At 59.3% G+C, this 16341-nt stretch carries 13 protein-coding genes; 8 read left to right on the forward strand and 5 right to left on the reverse strand.

Going from position 1 to position 16341, the window contains the following annotated elements:
* Positions 1–56 precede the first annotated feature (56 nt).
* The 5 genes from QP941_RS02485 to ypfJ all read right to left on the reverse strand — a co-directional run bounded on the left by QP941_RS02485 (position 57) and on the right by ypfJ (position 5479).
* The gene (locus QP941_RS02485; RefSeq protein ID WP_284867883.1) at positions 57–716 is read right to left on the reverse strand and encodes an FMN reductase; all 660 of its coding nucleotides are present in this window, start codon (positions 714–716) and stop codon (positions 57–59) included.
* 2 nt (positions 717–718) lie between these two features.
* Entirely contained in the window at positions 719–1831 is a 1113-nt protein-coding gene (locus QP941_RS02490) for an LLM class flavin-dependent oxidoreductase (RefSeq protein ID WP_284867884.1), read from the reverse strand.
* 76 nt (positions 1832–1907) lie between these two features.
* On the reverse strand, positions 1908–2630 hold the full coding sequence (locus QP941_RS02495) for a CBS domain-containing protein (RefSeq protein ID WP_284867885.1): 723 nt from the start codon (positions 2628–2630) through the stop codon (positions 1908–1910).
* A gap of 143 nt (positions 2631–2773) precedes the next feature.
* Positions 2774–4360, reverse strand: a complete 1587-nt coding sequence (locus tag QP941_RS02500; protein WP_284868000.1) for an inorganic phosphate transporter — start codon at positions 4358–4360, stop codon at positions 2774–2776.
* 240 nt (positions 4361–4600) lie between these two features.
* Entirely contained in the window at positions 4601–5479 is an 879-nt protein-coding gene (ypfJ, locus tag QP941_RS02505) for a KPN_02809 family neutral zinc metallopeptidase (RefSeq protein ID WP_239277642.1), read from the reverse strand.
* Between the two features lie 244 nt (positions 5480–5723).
* On the opposite strand from ypfJ, the gene aspS reads away from it, so the two are divergent.
* From aspS to QP941_RS02545, 8 genes are all read left to right on the forward strand, one after another.
* Entirely contained in the window at positions 5724–7556 is a 1833-nt protein-coding gene (aspS, locus tag QP941_RS02510) for an aspartate--tRNA ligase (protein ID WP_284843906.1), read from the forward strand.
* A gap of 123 nt (positions 7557–7679) precedes the next feature.
* On the forward strand, positions 7680–8894 hold the full coding sequence (locus QP941_RS02515; RefSeq protein WP_284867887.1) for a phosphotransferase: 1215 nt from the start codon (positions 7680–7682) through the stop codon (positions 8892–8894).
* A gap of 43 nt (positions 8895–8937) precedes the next feature.
* The gene (locus tag QP941_RS02520) at positions 8938–10329 is read left to right on the forward strand and encodes a replication-associated recombination protein A (protein ID WP_284769343.1); all 1392 of its coding nucleotides are present in this window, start codon (positions 8938–8940) and stop codon (positions 10327–10329) included.
* Between the two features lie 101 nt (positions 10330–10430).
* Entirely contained in the window at positions 10431–13115 is a 2685-nt protein-coding gene (gene alaS / locus QP941_RS02525; protein WP_284867890.1) for an alanine--tRNA ligase, read from the forward strand.
* A gap of 10 nt (positions 13116–13125) precedes the next feature.
* Positions 13126–13677: a Holliday junction resolvase RuvX gene (gene ruvX, locus QP941_RS02530; RefSeq protein WP_284867891.1), complete on the forward strand. Its 552-nt coding sequence runs from the start codon at positions 13126–13128 to the stop codon at positions 13675–13677.
* 38 nt (positions 13678–13715) lie between these two features.
* Entirely contained in the window at positions 13716–14909 is a 1194-nt protein-coding gene (mltG, locus tag QP941_RS02535) for an endolytic transglycosylase MltG (protein ID WP_284868001.1), read from the forward strand.
* Between the two features lie 31 nt (positions 14910–14940).
* Positions 14941–15768, forward strand: coding sequence for a shikimate dehydrogenase (locus tag QP941_RS02540; RefSeq protein WP_239277647.1), 828 nt, complete (start codon positions 14941–14943; stop codon positions 15766–15768).
* Between the two features lie 112 nt (positions 15769–15880).
* Positions 15881–16273, forward strand: coding sequence for an A24 family peptidase (locus QP941_RS02545; protein WP_239277648.1), 393 nt, complete (start codon positions 15881–15883; stop codon positions 16271–16273).
* Positions 16274–16341 lie beyond the last annotated feature (68 nt).

Below are 16341 nucleotides of genomic sequence, written 5' to 3' on the forward strand. Positions count from 1 at the left end.
GAAAGTCACACCTTCTATCAATCGCCGTCTATGCGTAGCACTGCTCGCGTTTTGGCTTAGCTGCCATACCCATTAAGGAGCTTGTCAAGGGGGATGAAGTTCTCCTTTGCCAACCGAACGGTGGAGCGGCCTCCCAACCCGGTCAGGTCACCGGCAATTCCAGGCACCCTGTCTCGAGGGGCAACCATCTGGTCAGCCAGCTGGATGGCAGAGCGCTCAATCCGGGAGGCGATGCGTTCTCCCTCCGGAGTGCCTAAGTCTTCTGTGGCCTGAAATACGCCAGTTGGCACGATGTTGGCGTGGAGTAGGTTAAATAGCGGGCGGAGCGCGTAGTCCAAAATGAGGGCATGGCGCGAAGAACCAGCCGTAGCTGCAATGATGGTGGGTAGGTTATCAAGTGCATGGGGCTGCAAGGTGTCAAAGAACATCTTGAAAAGGCCCGAATAGCTGCCTTGGAATACCGGGGTGACGGCGATGAGTCCATCGGCATCGGCAACTTGCTGCTTGGCTCTAGCCAAAAGCGGTGTGTGCGCAGTCTGATCGGTCATGGCGGTAGCTAGTTCGAAAGCGAGATCGCGGACCTCAATGACGTCGATGTGGACTCCTTCACCGCGCGCGGAGATTTTGGCGCGGGTGGCTTCTGCGAGCATGTCCGCCAGCCTGCGAGAGGATGACGGCTGCGAAAGACCAGCTGAGATAACGAGGAGGGAGCGCATAACTAGTTCTCCTTTCCTGGGCTGACCTGAAGGTGTGAAGGATGAGCCGCAGAAAGCAAGCTTGCGTGCGTCGGCGGGTCAGAAGGCACGTGGCTCGGGCGGCGCTGCGCAAAGCGGCGTCGCAGCTCGGGAACAACCTGCGTGCCGAGGATTTCTATCTGCTGGAGAACTACCTCTTGGGGCAGTCCGGCGTGATCGATGAGGAATAGCTGGCGTTGGTAGTCACCGGCCCAGTCAGCGAAGCTGAGGGTCTTTTCAATTACTTGTTCTACGGTGCCGATGGTCAGTGGAGTCTGCGCCGTGAAGTCCTCGAGGCTTGGCCCGTGGCCGTAGACTGGGGCGTTGTCGAAGTAGGGGCGGAAGAAGTCTTTAGCTTCTTGTTCGGTTTCGCCAATGAAGACTTGGCCGCCAAGTCCGACGATTGCTTGGTCCGCTTGACCATGGCCATAGGTTTCAAAGCGACGGCGGTAGAGGTCTACCATCTGGGCGGTGTGTTCCTTATTCCAGAAGATATTGTTGTGGAAGAAGCCATCGCCGTAGTATGCGGCTTGTTCAGCGATTTGCGGTGAACGAATGGAGCCGTGCCAGACAAAGGGCGGAATTCCATCCAGCGGTGCCGGAGTAGCGGTAAACCCTTCTAATCCCGCACGGAACTTTCCTTGCCAGTTAACGACGGGCTCGCGCCACAGCCTGCGCAGCAGGTGATAGTTCTCAATCGCCAAAGGAATACCCTGCTGGATGTCTTTGCCGAACCAGGGATAGACCGGGCCGGTATTTCCGCGGCCGAGCATGAGGTCTACGCGGCCGTCAGCAAGGTGCTGCAAAAATGCATAGTCCTCTGCGATCTTTACAGGGTCATTGGTAGTAATCAGCGTGGTTGCAGTAGATAGCTGCAAGCGCTCCGTCTGCGCGGCGATATACGCCAAGTGTGTTGTAGGAGAGGACGGAACGAAGGGCGGGTTGTGGTGCTCGCCGGTAGCAAAGACATCAAGGCCAACCTCTTCGGCTTTAAGCGCAATTTCCGTTAGGTTGCGGATGCGCTCAGCCTCAGTGGGGGTCTTTCCTGAGATGGGGTCAGTGGTCAAATCCCCAATACTGAAGATGCCGAATTGCATGGTTGCCTTTCTATGCGGTGCACAGGAGTACAGATAGACGCAGTGTCGACTGCGGGAGAAGCCGACTGCGGGAGAATTATTCCCATTCTAGGGCATCAAAAAGCGCCGGTAGATCGGCCGGCGCAACTAGTCGCAGGGGTTTCTCAGTGACCTTGCCGTGTTCCGTGATGACCGCGGCGCATGGGTGATGTCCTTGGTTGTCGGTTTCTGAAAGTGCGTCCACCGTTTCCTGCACGCTTACTGTGCGGGCAAGAAAGATAGCGCGATCACTGGGTTCTTGATATTCGACAATGTCCGCGATGTCCGCGGCATCGAGCACGTGATTATCGCTGAGGTCTCTGGCTACCCATCGAGCGATAGTGTTGGTGGTTAGCAAAGCGGTGAAGCGGCCCTCATCGTAGATGGGGATTTGGGAGAAGTCCTTATCCTTTATGACGTTAAATGCCTCCATGATTGATGTGGCAGACGTCAAGGTAAATACCTTTTGTGGCTGCAAAACGTGGAGTGCGTCGGGTGGGGAAACCACTATGTCTCGGAGGGCGGAGATTTGCTTGACCACTGCTTCGTGCGGTTCAGCGATGGGCTCCGATTTGTAGTAACGCCCGTGGGCAATGGCATTGCGAAGGTTAGAAAAATCTTTCAGTGCCTCGGCTTGCTTGCCAGAAAGCATGTGTTTGTCTCGTGCCTTGTCTACTATCCACCAAAAGGAATCTGAGTTCTCAGCGTTGAGAGCCGAGCGCAAGTGTTGTTCTATGTCGTTGAATGCGGCCAGGAATGCAGTAGCTCGGTGCGCGGTCATATGGGCCAGTGTAGAGAAGGGGGCGTCGCCAAGCAGGGTGTTAGTCCAAGCCACCCAATGGAAAGTCCGCTAACCCCGGCTCGATGGCCGGTGGGGCTAGCGGATGCAATGGGGTGCCTAGGATATGCGGCGCTGAGCTAGCCCTAGAAGACTACGCGCAGCACAGACACGGTAATAGCAGCGATGACTGCCGCGGCGGGCAGGGTGATGACCCACGCCAAAGCGATAGGCTTCATCAGGTTCCAATTAGCTGCCTTGTTGACAATGCCTACGCCCAGCACGGCACCGATGAGGATGTGGGTGGAAGAAACCGGCAGGCCGAGGATCGATGAACCCATCACCACAGCGGCGGCGGCAAGCTCAGCAGCGAAGCCGGAGGAAGGATGCATTTGGGTGAGGCCTGAGCCTACGGTCTGAATTACGAAGCGGCCGATGAACCACAGGCCAGAAATCAGGGCGATGCCCATGGCAATCATGACAGCAACGGGCACGGCAGCTTCATCGCTTACTCGGCCCGTCTTGAGGACGTCAATCACCGCAGCGAAAGGGCCAATAGCATTGGCGATGTCGTTGGAACCGTGGGAGAAGGCGAAGGCCGAAGCGGTAAATACCTGCATCCAAGAAAAGAGAAGAAAGGTGGACTTAGCCAGCGACTTCTTCTTCAGGGAGCGGGCGAAAATGAAGACGGCCATCCATACCACTGCGCCGACCATGCCCATAACCAACAGGTTCTGAAGGACGCTGAAATCGAGTCCAGTGTGCTTTAGACCCTTGAACATCACCATGGCGGAAATGATGATGGCGCCAAGAGCGGCTAGTACCGGTACCCAGCTTTCCAGGGCGCGGTGAGCCTTGACATCATCCATGTCCTTGTTGAGGTTATACAGATCGCGGTAGTACTCAGATTCCAGCTGATCCGGATCAAAGTCTTCTTCTGCCACCAAGGCAGCATCCCGGGCCATGGCGTTGGTGTAGCTGATCTGCTGGATTTCATTGAGACGCGAAAAACGAGTTTTGTGCTCTTGGCGCAGTTCCGCGCGGCGGGTCTTGATTTCGCGCAGCTTCTGGTCCGCTTCCTCGTTGTAGACCAAGATGGAGGTCTTAATCCATTTGAAGAGGATGAAAGCGGCGAGACCGCCGAGGACAGGGGAGAGCACCCACGAGATGGCAATGGTGCCAATTCCGCCCCACTGCACCATGTCCAAGCCGCCCTTGCCGGTGATGAACCCGACCGTGAGCGCGGCGCCGACGATGCCGCCGACGATGGAGTGGGTGGTAGACACTGGCCAACCCATACGGGTGGCAACAAGAAGCCAGATGGCCGCACCCAAAAGGGAAGCCATCATGATGTAGACGAACTCCATGGGGTCTAGGCCATCAATGGCGTCAAGGTCGACGATGCCGGAACGCACGGTATCGGTGACTTCGCCGCCGGCGAGGATGGCGCCAGAGACCTCGAAGATCGCGGCGACAACGAGGGCCTGCTTCATGGACAGCGTCCCAGCACCTACGGAGGTACCGAAGGAGTTGGCAACGTCATTGCCACCAATATTGAAGGCCATGAAAAGCGCGAAGAGAATGGCGGTGCCAAGGAGAATGGGCTTAGAGCCATCGACGTAGTCGTGGCCCCAGATTATAAAACCGATGAGGGTAACGGCGGTAAGGCCGCCAAAGATGGCGTGCCAAATCCAGTCGTTGCCCTTGCCATTGACGGCCTCAATGTCCGTCATCTGGGTGGTAGGGGTAGACACAGGAAGAACCTTTCAGGAAAGCGTGCACGAGAAGTATGGCCGCGCTTCTCAGCGTGGCGAAAAGGATTCTCAAAGGAAATTCTTATGTAGAGAATGCACGCTTAGACTAAAGGCCCTAGGTGTCAGGAAAGTGAACTCAAGATGTGGAGTTCGTGAAAGCAATGTGGCTATTTGTGAACATAATGGCCGCCGCTCTCGGTGGCGGCCACGTTGTGCGTATTAGCCGCGGTAGGCGCCGCGCTCAAGGGTGTCGCACTGGGACATTTTGCCAGAGTTATATCCGGCAAGGAATGCCTTCTCACGCTGTTCGGAGGAACCATGCGTCCAGGAGTCGGGCTGGACCTGGCCGCCGGAGCGGCGCTGGATGTTGTCATCGCCCACCGCCTGGGCGGCCGCGACAGCGTCTGAGACCTGTTCCTTAGTAATCGGCTCGAGCAAGGGGTTATCGCCCTTGTCGGCGTAGGAAGCCCACAGGCCTGCGTAGCAGTCAGCCTGGAGCTCGATTTTCACCGCGTTGGAATCTGCGCCTGGGTCGTTATAGTCCGACAGGCCGAGGGTGCCCTCAAGGTTTTGAATGTGGTGGCCGAACTCGTGGGCCACGATGTACATGCGGGCCAACGGGGCATTTTCCGCGCCGAAGTTGCGCAAGGAATCAAAGAACGCGGTGTCGAAATAAGCGGACTCATCGCGCGGGCAGTAGAAGGGGCCAGTAGAAGAAGAGGCCGCGCCACAACCGGTATTAACGCCGCCGTGGAAGACCACGCGCTCCGGCTCGGTGTATTGGATATCTGCCTGTTCCGGCAAGACCTTTGACCAGACGTTATCCACGCTGCGCCCGGTGAACTCTACGAGGCATTCATCCTTGGTGTTGCCATCTTCTGCAGTTTCACATTCGGGGCTTTCGCCCTGTGCAGCGCCGTCGGATTGGGTCTGCTCGCTGCCCAGAATTGCGCCCAAGTCTGAGGGATTGCCGCCCATGAGGAGGAAGAGGCCTACGAGAACAATCGAGCCGATGCCACCGCCAATGGCGATGCCACCGCCGCCGCCACCCGAACGCGCTTCCTTGCCGCCGAAATCGGCACCTGATCTAAAAGTCATGCCTAAATAGTGCCACATGGCCCCCTCATACACAGGATGAAGATTGTTGCAAAGAGGCTGAAGAAGGGAAACGGTGGTTCTTCTGCGGCCTTCGGGGTTAGCTTGCCTCCACCTAACTGCTCTCCACGTACCGGTAGGGATGTAGAATTGTGCGCGTTCCTAGTCTTGTGCTTGGTTTGGCGCGCGCTGTTTACGCGTGGCGGGACCCGCAAGTGACACAATTTTCAGAAGGGATTGAACAACAGTGCTGCGTACCCACTTAGCAGGTGAGCTCCGCAAAGAACTCGCAGGAGAGACCGTCACCCTAACCGGTTGGGTTTCCCGCCGCCGCGATCACGGTGGTGTGATCTTCATTGACCTGCGCGATCGCTCCGGCATTGCCCAGGTTGTCTTCCGTGAATCTGACGTGGCGGAGCGCGCCCACGACCTGCGTTCCGAATACTGCGTTAAGGTCACCGGTACCGTGGAGCCTCGCCCAGAAGGCTCGGAAAACCCCAACCTGCCGTCCGGTGAGATTGAGGTTAATGTCGCGGATCTTGAGGTTCTGAATAAGTCCGCAGCGCTGCCATTCCAAATTGATGATCCTTCCACCTCGGGTGAGGTAGGCGAGGAGACTCGTCTGAAGTACCGCTACCTGGACCTGCGCCGCGAGCGCCAGGCAAAGGCACTGCGCCTGCGTTCTGCTGCCAACCGCGCGGCCCGCAAGGTGCTGGATTCTCATGACTTTGCTGAGATCGAGACTCCAACCTTGACCCGTTCCACCCCGGAGGGTGCACGCGACTTCCTGGTACCAGCGCGTTTGAAGCCAGGCACCTGGTATGCACTGCCGCAGTCCCCGCAGCTTTTCAAGCAGCTGCTCATGGTCTCGGGCATGGAGCGCTACTACCAAATCGCGCGTTGCTACCGCGATGAGGACTTCCGGGCTGACCGCCAGCCGGAGTTTACCCAGTTGGACGTGGAGATGTCCTTCGTAGACCAGGACGATGTCATCGCCTTGGCGGAAGAGATTGTCACCGAGCTGTGGAAGCTCATCGGCTACGAGATCAAGACTCCAATCCCGCGCATGACCTATGCCGATGCGATGAAGTACTACGGTTCCGATAAACCGGACCTGCGCTTCGACATCAAGATTGTAGAGTGCACCGAGTTCTTCAAGGACACCACTTTCCGCGTCTTCCAGAACGAATACGTCGGCGCCGTGGTCATGGAAGGCGGCGCCTCCCAGCCACGCCGTCAGTTCGATGCTTGGCAGGAGTGGGCAAAGCAGCGTGGAGCCAAGGGTCTCGCCTACATCACCGTGGGCGAGGACGGCACCTTGGGCGGTCCGGTAGCCAAGAACATTACCGACGCCGAGCGCGAGGGCATTGCAGAGCACGTCGGCGCTAAGCCGGGCGACGCTATCTTCTTTGCCGCCGGTGACACCAAGTCTTCCCGCGCCCTGTTGGGCGCTGCACGTGGCGAGATTGCAAAGAAGCTGGACCTTATTAAGGAAGGCGACTGGGCCTTTACCTGGGTTGTAGACGCTCCGCTCTTTGAGCCTTCCGCTGATGCGACCGCTTCTGGTGACGTCGCGCTGGGCCACTCCAAGTGGACCGCGGTTCACCACGCCTTTACCTCCCCGAAGCCGGAGTACCTGGACAACTTTGACCAGAACCCGGGCGAGGCGCTGGCGTACGCCTATGACATTGTCTGCAACGGCAACGAGATTGGCGGCGGCTCCATCCGTATCCACCAGCAGGACGTGCAGAAACGCGTCTTCGACGTCATGGGAATCGGTGACGAGGAAGCTCAGGAGAAGTTCGGCTTCCTGCTCGATGCATTCCAGTACGGCGCCCCACCACACGGCGGCATCGCCTTCGGCTGGGACCGCATCGTTTCCCTGTTGGGCGGCTTCGACTCCATCCGCGACGTCATTGCGTTCCCGAAGTCGGGCGGCGGCGTGGATCCGCTTACCGACGCCCCGGCGGCAATCCCTGCCGCACAGCGTAAGGAGACCGGCGTAGACTACAAGCCGGAAAAGAAGAAGGAACAGGACAAGGCCGGTTCCACTACGGAAGAAACCGCTGAGGAGAAGTAGACCGGGAGCTTAAACCTCGGCCTTTCAGGCGCACCGTGCGGGGCACATCGTAGTCCGCTGCAATTTCGCTGCGGGCGAACTTGTGACCCCGCTTTGGTGTGAGGGGGCATACTGGATAGAACTATGGTTGATAACGAAGCTGTGCTATCACCCGAGGATGTCATCAAGGCCGCCTCGGAGATGCTGTCGCGCCGTTTTGGTGGCACCCCGGAGATGTCGAGCGTGGAGCGCTTGGACGGTTCCGGCAATGCATTGGTCCTGCGAGCCAGGATTGCCCCCGGAGCCTTCCTGCCGCATCGCTCGGTAGTCATTAAATACAACCCGGTCACCGGCTATGGCGTCGATGATGCCGCGATGCTGCGCGAGGTGGTGGCTTATCAATTCACCACCGCGTTATCCGAGGACGTGCGCCCGGGACCCGTACTTCTTGCCCACGATCTGGAGCAGCGCATTATTGTGTTGACGGACTTGGGTGAGGGCGAAACGCTTGCCGATGTCCTCGTACAGTCCACCGATGATGACCGCGTACAGGTGCTGCGCTCGCTGGGCAGTGCGTTGGGGCACATGCACGCTGGAACCGCGGGCCATGAGCAAGATTATGAAACCTTGCTCACTAGGATGCTGCGCAAGAATCCGGACTTGGCCCCGCACCAGTCCGTGCGCGATGAGGCGCTGGAGCGCTCCATTGGCATCGGCCTCGACTTGCTGGATAAGGCAGGGCTTGAAGCACCGGCAAGCTTCCGGGAACTTGCGGGTCAAGCCGCACGCTCCCTAGCATCCGGCAAAGACCGGGCCTTTACTCCCTTTGACCTTTCGCCGGATAACATTATTGTGTCCCAGCGCCTGCACTTCTTGGACTATGAATGGGCAGGATTCCGCAATGTTGGCTTCGACGTAGCCTGCGTTATCGCCGGATTCCCACAGTTCCTCTTCTCCAAGCCGATTACGGACGAAGAGGCAGACATCTTCATTTCTGCCTGGTCCCGTGCCGTATCTGAGGTGTGGCCGCTATTTTCCAATTCGGAAGAAATCCACGGCCTTATCGTGGCGTCGCTTATTGGCTGGGCGCTATCGAGCGTGACCACGATGCACGCCGGCGGCATCGAAGGGCTGGTTGCCCTAGCCAGGGGAGAAGCCGAGGTCGTCCACGATCCGCAGCGCTCCATCTTGCGTCCTGCTGACCACGGTCCGTTCACAGAAGATGAATTGCTCGTGCGCCGCGACCTCTATGAAACCTTTGAGGCGCTATCCCGATATGCCGCGCGCTGCGATGGCCCCGCCTGCGCGCCTATTGCGGAATTTGGCAGCGCCATTGCGCGCCGCCTGGATGACGAATAGACAATCACGATGTGCCCGCACGCTTATAGGAGGTAGCTTTCCAGTGTCTCAAGACTCTTTATTCGGCGGGCCCACTCCGGACCGCAGCGCGTCGCCGCTGCCCGGGAAGAACCTTTTCGCCACCCACGCCGGGTCGCCACTGGCGGCGCGGATGCGTCCCCAAAACCTGGATGAAGTGGTCGGGCAAGACCACCTTCTGGCTCCCGGCAAGCCATTACGCCGCCTCGTGGAAGGCTCAGGGGAGGCCTCTGTCATCTTGTACGGGCCGCCGGGCACCGGCAAGACCACCATTGCCTCGCTCATCGCTAGCCAAATGGGGCAGAACTTCGTGGGCCTCTCCGCCCTCGATTCGGGCGTCAAGCAGGTCCGCGAGGTCATCACCCACGCTCGGCAAGAACTCATTCATGGTCGGCGCACGGTGCTGTTCATCGATGAGGTGCATCGGTTTTCCAAGACCCAGCAGGACGCGCTCCTCGCAGCCGTGGAAAACCGCACGGTACTGCTCGTCGCGGCAACCACGGAAAACCCTTCCTTCTCCGTCGTCGCGCCGCTTCTATCTCGCTCGCTGCTGTTGCAGCTGCATTCGCTAAGCGACGATGACTTAAGGGGCGTCGCCAAGCGCGCGCTCGAAAGCGACCGTGGACTAGGCGAGCGCAAGATTCGGATTACCGACGAAGCCTTGGAGCAGTTGGTACTCCTCGCCGGCGGTGATGCGCGGCGCACGCTGACCTATCTCGAGGCCGCGGCCGAGGCGGTTGACGATGGTGGGGAGATTACCCCACAAACGGTCACGGACAACGTCAATAAGGCAGTGGTGCGCTATGACCGCGACGGCGACCAACACTATGACGTGGTTTCCGCGTTCATTAAGTCCATTCGCGGCTCAGATGTGGATGCGGCGCTGCATTATCTCGCCCGCATGGTAGAAGCCGGGGAGGACCCGCGCTTTATTGCCCGGCGGCTCATTGTGCACGCCTCCGAGGACATTGGCATGGCCGATCCCACCGCGCTCCAAGTGGCCGTGGCGGCGGCCGAGGCCGCTCAGCTCATTGGCATGCCAGAAGCCCGAATCCCGCTCGCGCAAGCCACCATTCACCTGGCCACCGCGCCCAAGTCTCCCTCGGTCATTTCTGCCATCACGCAGGCGCAAGCCGATGTAGCCGCCGGCAAGGTGGGCCACGTGCCACCGCACCTGCGTGATGGGCACTATGAGGGCGCCAAGCGGATGGGAAATGCCGTGGGCTATGTCTACCCCCACGATGATGCCCGCGGCGTAGTAGAGCAGCAGTACCTGCCCGATGAGCTGGAGGGTTCGGTTTACTATGAGCCCACCGATCACGGGGCTGAGAAGCGTGTTTATGACTATATAGGCCGCTTGCGCAGCATTATTCGTGGCAAGCGTGGCCCCGGCAAAAACGCGCGCCGGCCTCGCTGATCCCCACCGATGGGAAATCGCTGTGCAGCGAAGGGTAGAGTTGGGCGGGTTAGAAACTTCTTGATAGAAGATGAAAGCTCAGACAGTTAGGATTGTTGCTCGTGAAGACTCATGAGATCCGGGAACGGTTTACCCAGCACTTCGTCAATTCTGGTCACGAGGCAGTACCAAGCGCCTCGCTGATCCTGGATGACCCTAACCTGCTGTTCGTTAATGCCGGCATGGTTCCGTTTAAGCCCTACTTCTTGGGCCAGCAGAACCCGCCCTTTGCCAAGGGCCTTGCCACTTCCATCCAAAAGTGTGTGCGCACCTTGGACATTGATGAGGTGGGTATTACCACCCGCCACAACACCTTCTTCCAGATGGCCGGCAATTTCTCCTTTGGCCAGTACTTCAAGGAAGGCGCCATCACCAATGCGTGGACCTTGCTTACCAGCTCCGTTGAGGAGGGCGGCTTTGGCCTAGACCCAGAGCGCCTGTGGGTGACCGTTTACCTGGATGATGATGAGGCCGCCGAAATCTGGCGCGATAAGATCGGTGTGCCTGAAGAGCGCATTCAGCGCCTCGGCATGGAGGACAACTACTGGTCCATGGGTATCCCTGGCCCCTGTGGCCCGTGCTCCGAGATTTATTATGACCGCGGTCCTGAGTACGGCAAGGACGGCGGCCCGATTGCCGATGACAACCGCTACATGGAGATTTGGAACCTGGTCTTCATGCAAAATGAGCGCGGCGAGGGCATTGGCAAGGGCAACTTTGAGATCGTCGGCGAGCTGCCGAAGAAGAATATCGATACGGGCCTGGGCATCGAGCGCGTGGCCTGCATTTTGCAGGGCGTAGACAACGTCTATGAAACGGACCTGCTGCGCCCAGTTATTGACGTAGCCGAGGAACTTACCGGCGCCACCTATGGTGACAAGGCCTCCCACGAGGACAATATCCGCTTCCGCGTGGTAGCTGACCACTCCCGTACCGGCATGATGCTCATCCTGGATGGCGTGACCCCGGGCAACGAGGGCCGCGGGTACATCCTGCGCCGCCTGCTGCGTCGCATTATCCGTTCCGCCAAGCTGCTGGGCGCTAAGGGCGCGACTATGGAGCGGTTCATGAATACGGTCATGGATACCATGACCCCGTCTTATCCGGAGATTGCAGACAACCGCGAGCGCATCCTGCGCGTTGCTGTGAATGAGGAAAAGGCCTTCCTGAAGACCCTCGAGTCCGGCACCCGCCTCTTCGATGATGCCGTCCAAGAGCTCAAGTCCACCTCCCGCGCGAAGACCGCAAAGGTCCTGCCGGGCGAGAAGGCCTTTGAGCTGCACGATACCTATGGTTTCCCCATCGACTTGACCTTGGAGATGGCCCAGGAGGCCGGCCTTGAGGTCGACATGGATGGCTTTAACGATGCCATGGGCGAGCAGCGCCGCCGCGCCAAGGCCGATAATCAGGCCAAGAAGCACGGCCACACTGACCTTTCCCTCTACCGCGACTGGGTAGACAATAACCCCACCGTCTTCACCGGCTTTGAGGAGCTTACTTCCGACGCCCGCGTGATCGGCCTCGTTCGCGGCGGCGAGAAGGTCGACCAGGTGCATGAAGGTGACCAGGTTGAGGTCATCTTGGACCACACCCCGCTGTACGCCGAAGCGGGCGGCCAGATGGCAGACCGCGGCCGCATTATTGCCGGCGAATCCCTGCTGGAGGTCAACGACGTTCAAAAGATCGGTAAGAAGCTGTGGGTACACAAGGCGACGGTTACCGCCGGCGGCCTTGACTTGGGTATGTCCGTTGAAGCAGCCGTCGACGAGCAGTGGCGCCACGGTGCCACCCAGGCGCACTCCGCAACCCACCTCATTCACGCCGCACTGCGCCAGGTGCTTGGCCCCACCGCCGTCCAGGCCGGCTCCATGAACCGCCCGGGCTACCTACGCTTTGACTTCAACTACACCGAGCAGCTCAGCCAGGCGCAGTTGGAAGAGATTGCATTGATCACTAACCAGGCAATCGACTCCAACTTTGCCGTCAACACCATTGAGACCTCCCTGGAGGAGGCCAAGGCCATGGGTGCTATGGCACTATTCGGTGAGAACTACGGCAAGGAAGTCCGCGTGGTAGAGATCGGTGGCCCGTTCTCCATCGAGCTGTGCGGCGGTACGCACGTTGGTTCCTCCGCTGAAATCGGACCGGTGTCCGTGCTCGGTGAGTCCTCCGTTGGCTCTGGTGCTCGCCGCATCGAGGCCTACTCCGGTTTGGATGCCTTCCGTTACTACTCCAAGGAGACCGCCTTGGTGGAAGGCGTTTCTCGCGAGCTGAAGGTACAAACCGAGGACCTGCCGGAGCGCATTGCTCAGCTGTCTGAAAAGCTCAAGGCAGCGGAGAAGGAAATTGAAACCCTGCGCAAGCAGCAGCTGGCTGCGCGTGCCTCCGAGTTCGTCAGCGCGGCTAAGGACATCAATGGGTTCAAGGTTATTGCGCTGACCTTGCCGGAAGGCACCACCGGCGGGGACCTGCGCACCGTTGCTACGGACCTGCGCAACCGCCTGCGCGAGGAAGAAGCCGTCATCGTCTTGGGCGCCGAGGACAAAGGCAAGTTCCCGTTCATCGCGGCGGCCACGGACAAGGCCGTTGGGCGCGGCGTGAAGTCCGGAGACATCGTCAAGCAGTTTGGCCAGTACGTTGACGGACGCGGCGGCGGTAAGCCAGATATGGCTCAGGGCTCTGGTTCTACTGCGGCCGGTGCTGACCGCGGCTTCGAGGCCGTCAAGGACATGCTCGAGTCCCTGTAGGAGTTCGACCGTGGCAAAAGTGGAACCAGATACCCCCGGAGTTGATGATCCGGGGCAGGGCCGTCGGCTCGCACTCGATGTCGGCACGGTGCGCATTGGCGTGGCAGTGTCCAATAGGGAAGCCACGCTTGCCACTCCAGTGGAGACCGTGCACCGGGAAACCGGGTTTAAGGACCGCGATAAGGGCGATATTGACCGCATCCTAGAACTGATTGATTCTTATGGCGCAGTAGAGGTCATCGTAGGGCTGCCGCGGGACCTGCAGGGAAATGGCTCAAAAAGCGTAAAACATGCTAAGGAAATTGCGTTTCGGATCCGCCGTCGGTTGAATCGAGATGCAAATATAGATAAAGTTCCACCACCAGTACGTTTGGCTGATGAGCGTCTGACCACCGTGGCAGCAACCACCGCGCTGCGCGCGTCCGGCGTGTCCGAGAAGAAGGGCCGTAAAGTCATCGACCAAGCAGCAGCGGTGGAGATATTGCAGACTTGGTTGGATGGGCGCGCGAGCGCGCTACGAACCCAAGATGCAATAGACCAGCCTTCAGACTCAGGAGACTAAAACACGTGAGCCGTAACCAAGAACGCCTCGGCCGATCGATGGAGCCGAAATACGTCAAGCGCCGCCAGCGCGGCATTGCCGTTGTCATTGCGTCCATCATCGTCATCCTTGGCGCCCTTATCTACATCGGATTCCGCCTCGGCAATACCTCCGCCGATTATGAAGGAACCGGCAACGGTACCACCCAGCTGGTGGAGGTGCCGGAAGGCTCGTCCATGTCTGAGCTCGGACCTGCGTTGGTAGAGAAAAATGTGGTGAAGACGCAAGACGCTTTCGATTCTGCTGCGTCGATGAACCACAGCGCGAGCCAGATCCAGCCGGGCTTTTACCGTCTGCAGGAAGAAATGAGCGCGGACGCAGCAGTCGAGGCACTGTTGGATGAGAATAACCGCGTGGACATGCTCGAGGTGCAAGGCGGCGCCACCTTGGAGGACGTCAAGGTGGTGGGCGGAGACGTCCGCTACGGCATTTACTCCCTGATTTCTGAGGTCAGCTGCAACGATGGCAACTGCCTGAAGAAGGAGGACCTGGAAAAGGTTGCCGCGGAAACCGACCCAGCCGAGCTGGGCGCACCGGAGTGGGCCTTGGACGCTATCAACAAGCGCGGCAATGACCCCAAGCGCATTGAGGGCCTTATCGCACCAGGCCAGTACGTCTTGGACCCCAATATGGAGGCCAAGGATATCCTCAAGGACCTCATCACCCGCTCCACCAAGCGCTACAACGAGACCAATATTCAGGAACGCGCGCAGGCTATCGGCTTGAGCCCTTATGAGCTGCTCACCTCCGCATCCCTGGTGGAGCGCGAGGCACCGGCAGGCGAGTTCGACAAGGTTGCCCGCGTTATCCTCAACCGCTTGGACGAGCCAATGCGCTTGGAGTTTGACTCCACCGTGAACTACGGCTTGGAAGACGTTGAGCTGGCCACCACCGATGAGGCCCGTGGGGAGAAGACCCCGTGGAATACCTACGCGAAGGAAGGCCTACCGGATACCCCGATTGCTTCTCCTTCGGACGATGCAATCAAGGCCATGGAAGAGCCGGCTGAGGGCAACTGGAAGTTCTTCGTCACCGTGGACAAGGAGGGCACCACCGTCTTCTCCGATACCTACGATGAGCACTTGGGCCGCGTCGATGACGCTATCCGCTCCGGCGTGCTTGACTCCAAGCGCGAAGGTGAGGGCGCTGGTTCCGGCAACGGCGACGCCGCTGCCGAGCAGCCCGCCCAGTAGAGTCGCGACGACCACAAAGAGGTAGAACACCATGCCACGTGCGGCGGTCCTTGGTAGCCCCATCGAGCACTCCTTGTCTCCGGTGCTTCACAATGCTGGCTACGAGGCCGCCGGGCTGGCCGGTTGGGACTACACCCGCTTTGAGTCATCGGCGGAGGGGCTGCCGGAATTGGTGGCGGCAAGCGACTCAGAGTTTGTTGGTTTCTCCGTGACCATGCCCGGCAAGTTTGCTGCCCTCAGCTTTGCGGACATTGTAAGTGACCGGGCCCAACTGATTGGCTCGGCAAACACCTTGGTGCGCAGGGCTGATGGTTGGTTTGCGGACAATACCGATACCGAGGGCGTACGCGGTGCGCTCGCCGAGCTCCTGGGGGATAGTCCGGCAGGTCATGCGCTGCTCATTGGTGCTGGGGGCACCGCCCGTCCGGCGTTGTGGGCGCTTTCCGAGCGCGGGGTGAAAAAGGTTACGGTCCTCAATCGTTCCGACCGGAGCGCCGAACTGTTGCCGCTCGCCCAGAACTTAGGGCTGGAGCTTTCCTTTATCAGTTTCGACGGGGACTTATCCGTGCTGTCTCGGGAAGCCGATGTCATTGTGTCCACGGTTCCGTCAGCGGCGGTGAAAGACTATGTCTTTGACCTCGCCCACGCACCGGTGCTGGACGTCATCTATGATCCCTGGCCTACACCGCTGACCACGTGTGCGGCGGCCAATGGGTACAAGACTGTGGGCGGGCATGTCATGCTCGCCTACCAAGCATTTAGTCAGTTCGAGCAATTTACTGGGGTGGCCGCCCCGCGGGAAGACATGCTGAAGGCATTGAACCAGGAGCTGCAGAAGCGGTCGCAGACGACTAAGTAGGAGGGGCGTCGGCAAGCGGGGCCGACAACCCTCGTGCCGTAGGAACTGCAGACTTCGCCATGTAGACATTGACGCCCAGCGCTTCCTCACAGCGTGCCTTAGAGTGATCCCCGTGCTAATAGTCGGGGGAATTATTTATGGTTTGTGGGCAGCAGCCTTGTCTTGGTGGGATATTCGGCAGCGCCGATTGCCAGACTGGTTAACCCTTCCAGCTGCGGTGCTCTCGCTCGTCGTTGCCAATTGGAGTGGGCTGTGGTGGCCGGGGATGTACCTCGTGCTAGGGCTGGCCCATGCAGGCGTGGGTGGAGGCGACATAAAACTCGCCTGGCCCCTGGGAATGCTGGTGGGGCATGTGGCCGGGTTTATGGGCGTGGTAGCGGCAAGCGGCAGCGCGTCCCTTCTGACGCTTTTGTGGTCCGCGTGCAGTGGGCAGAAGGAGAGCCCGCACGGCCCTGCGATGTTGCTAGCGGCAACGGTCGTTCTCGCATGTGCGCACCCTCTTTGAGGGGGTGGAAGAATATATTGCGGGGCCAAGTTGGTACTGGATTGGCCAGGCCGTGCGATAATACCCGC

The sequence above is a fragment of the Corynebacterium sp. MSK150 genome (genome assembly GCF_030229215.1).
Taxonomy (GTDB): Bacteria; Actinomycetota; Actinomycetes; order Mycobacteriales; family Mycobacteriaceae; genus Corynebacterium.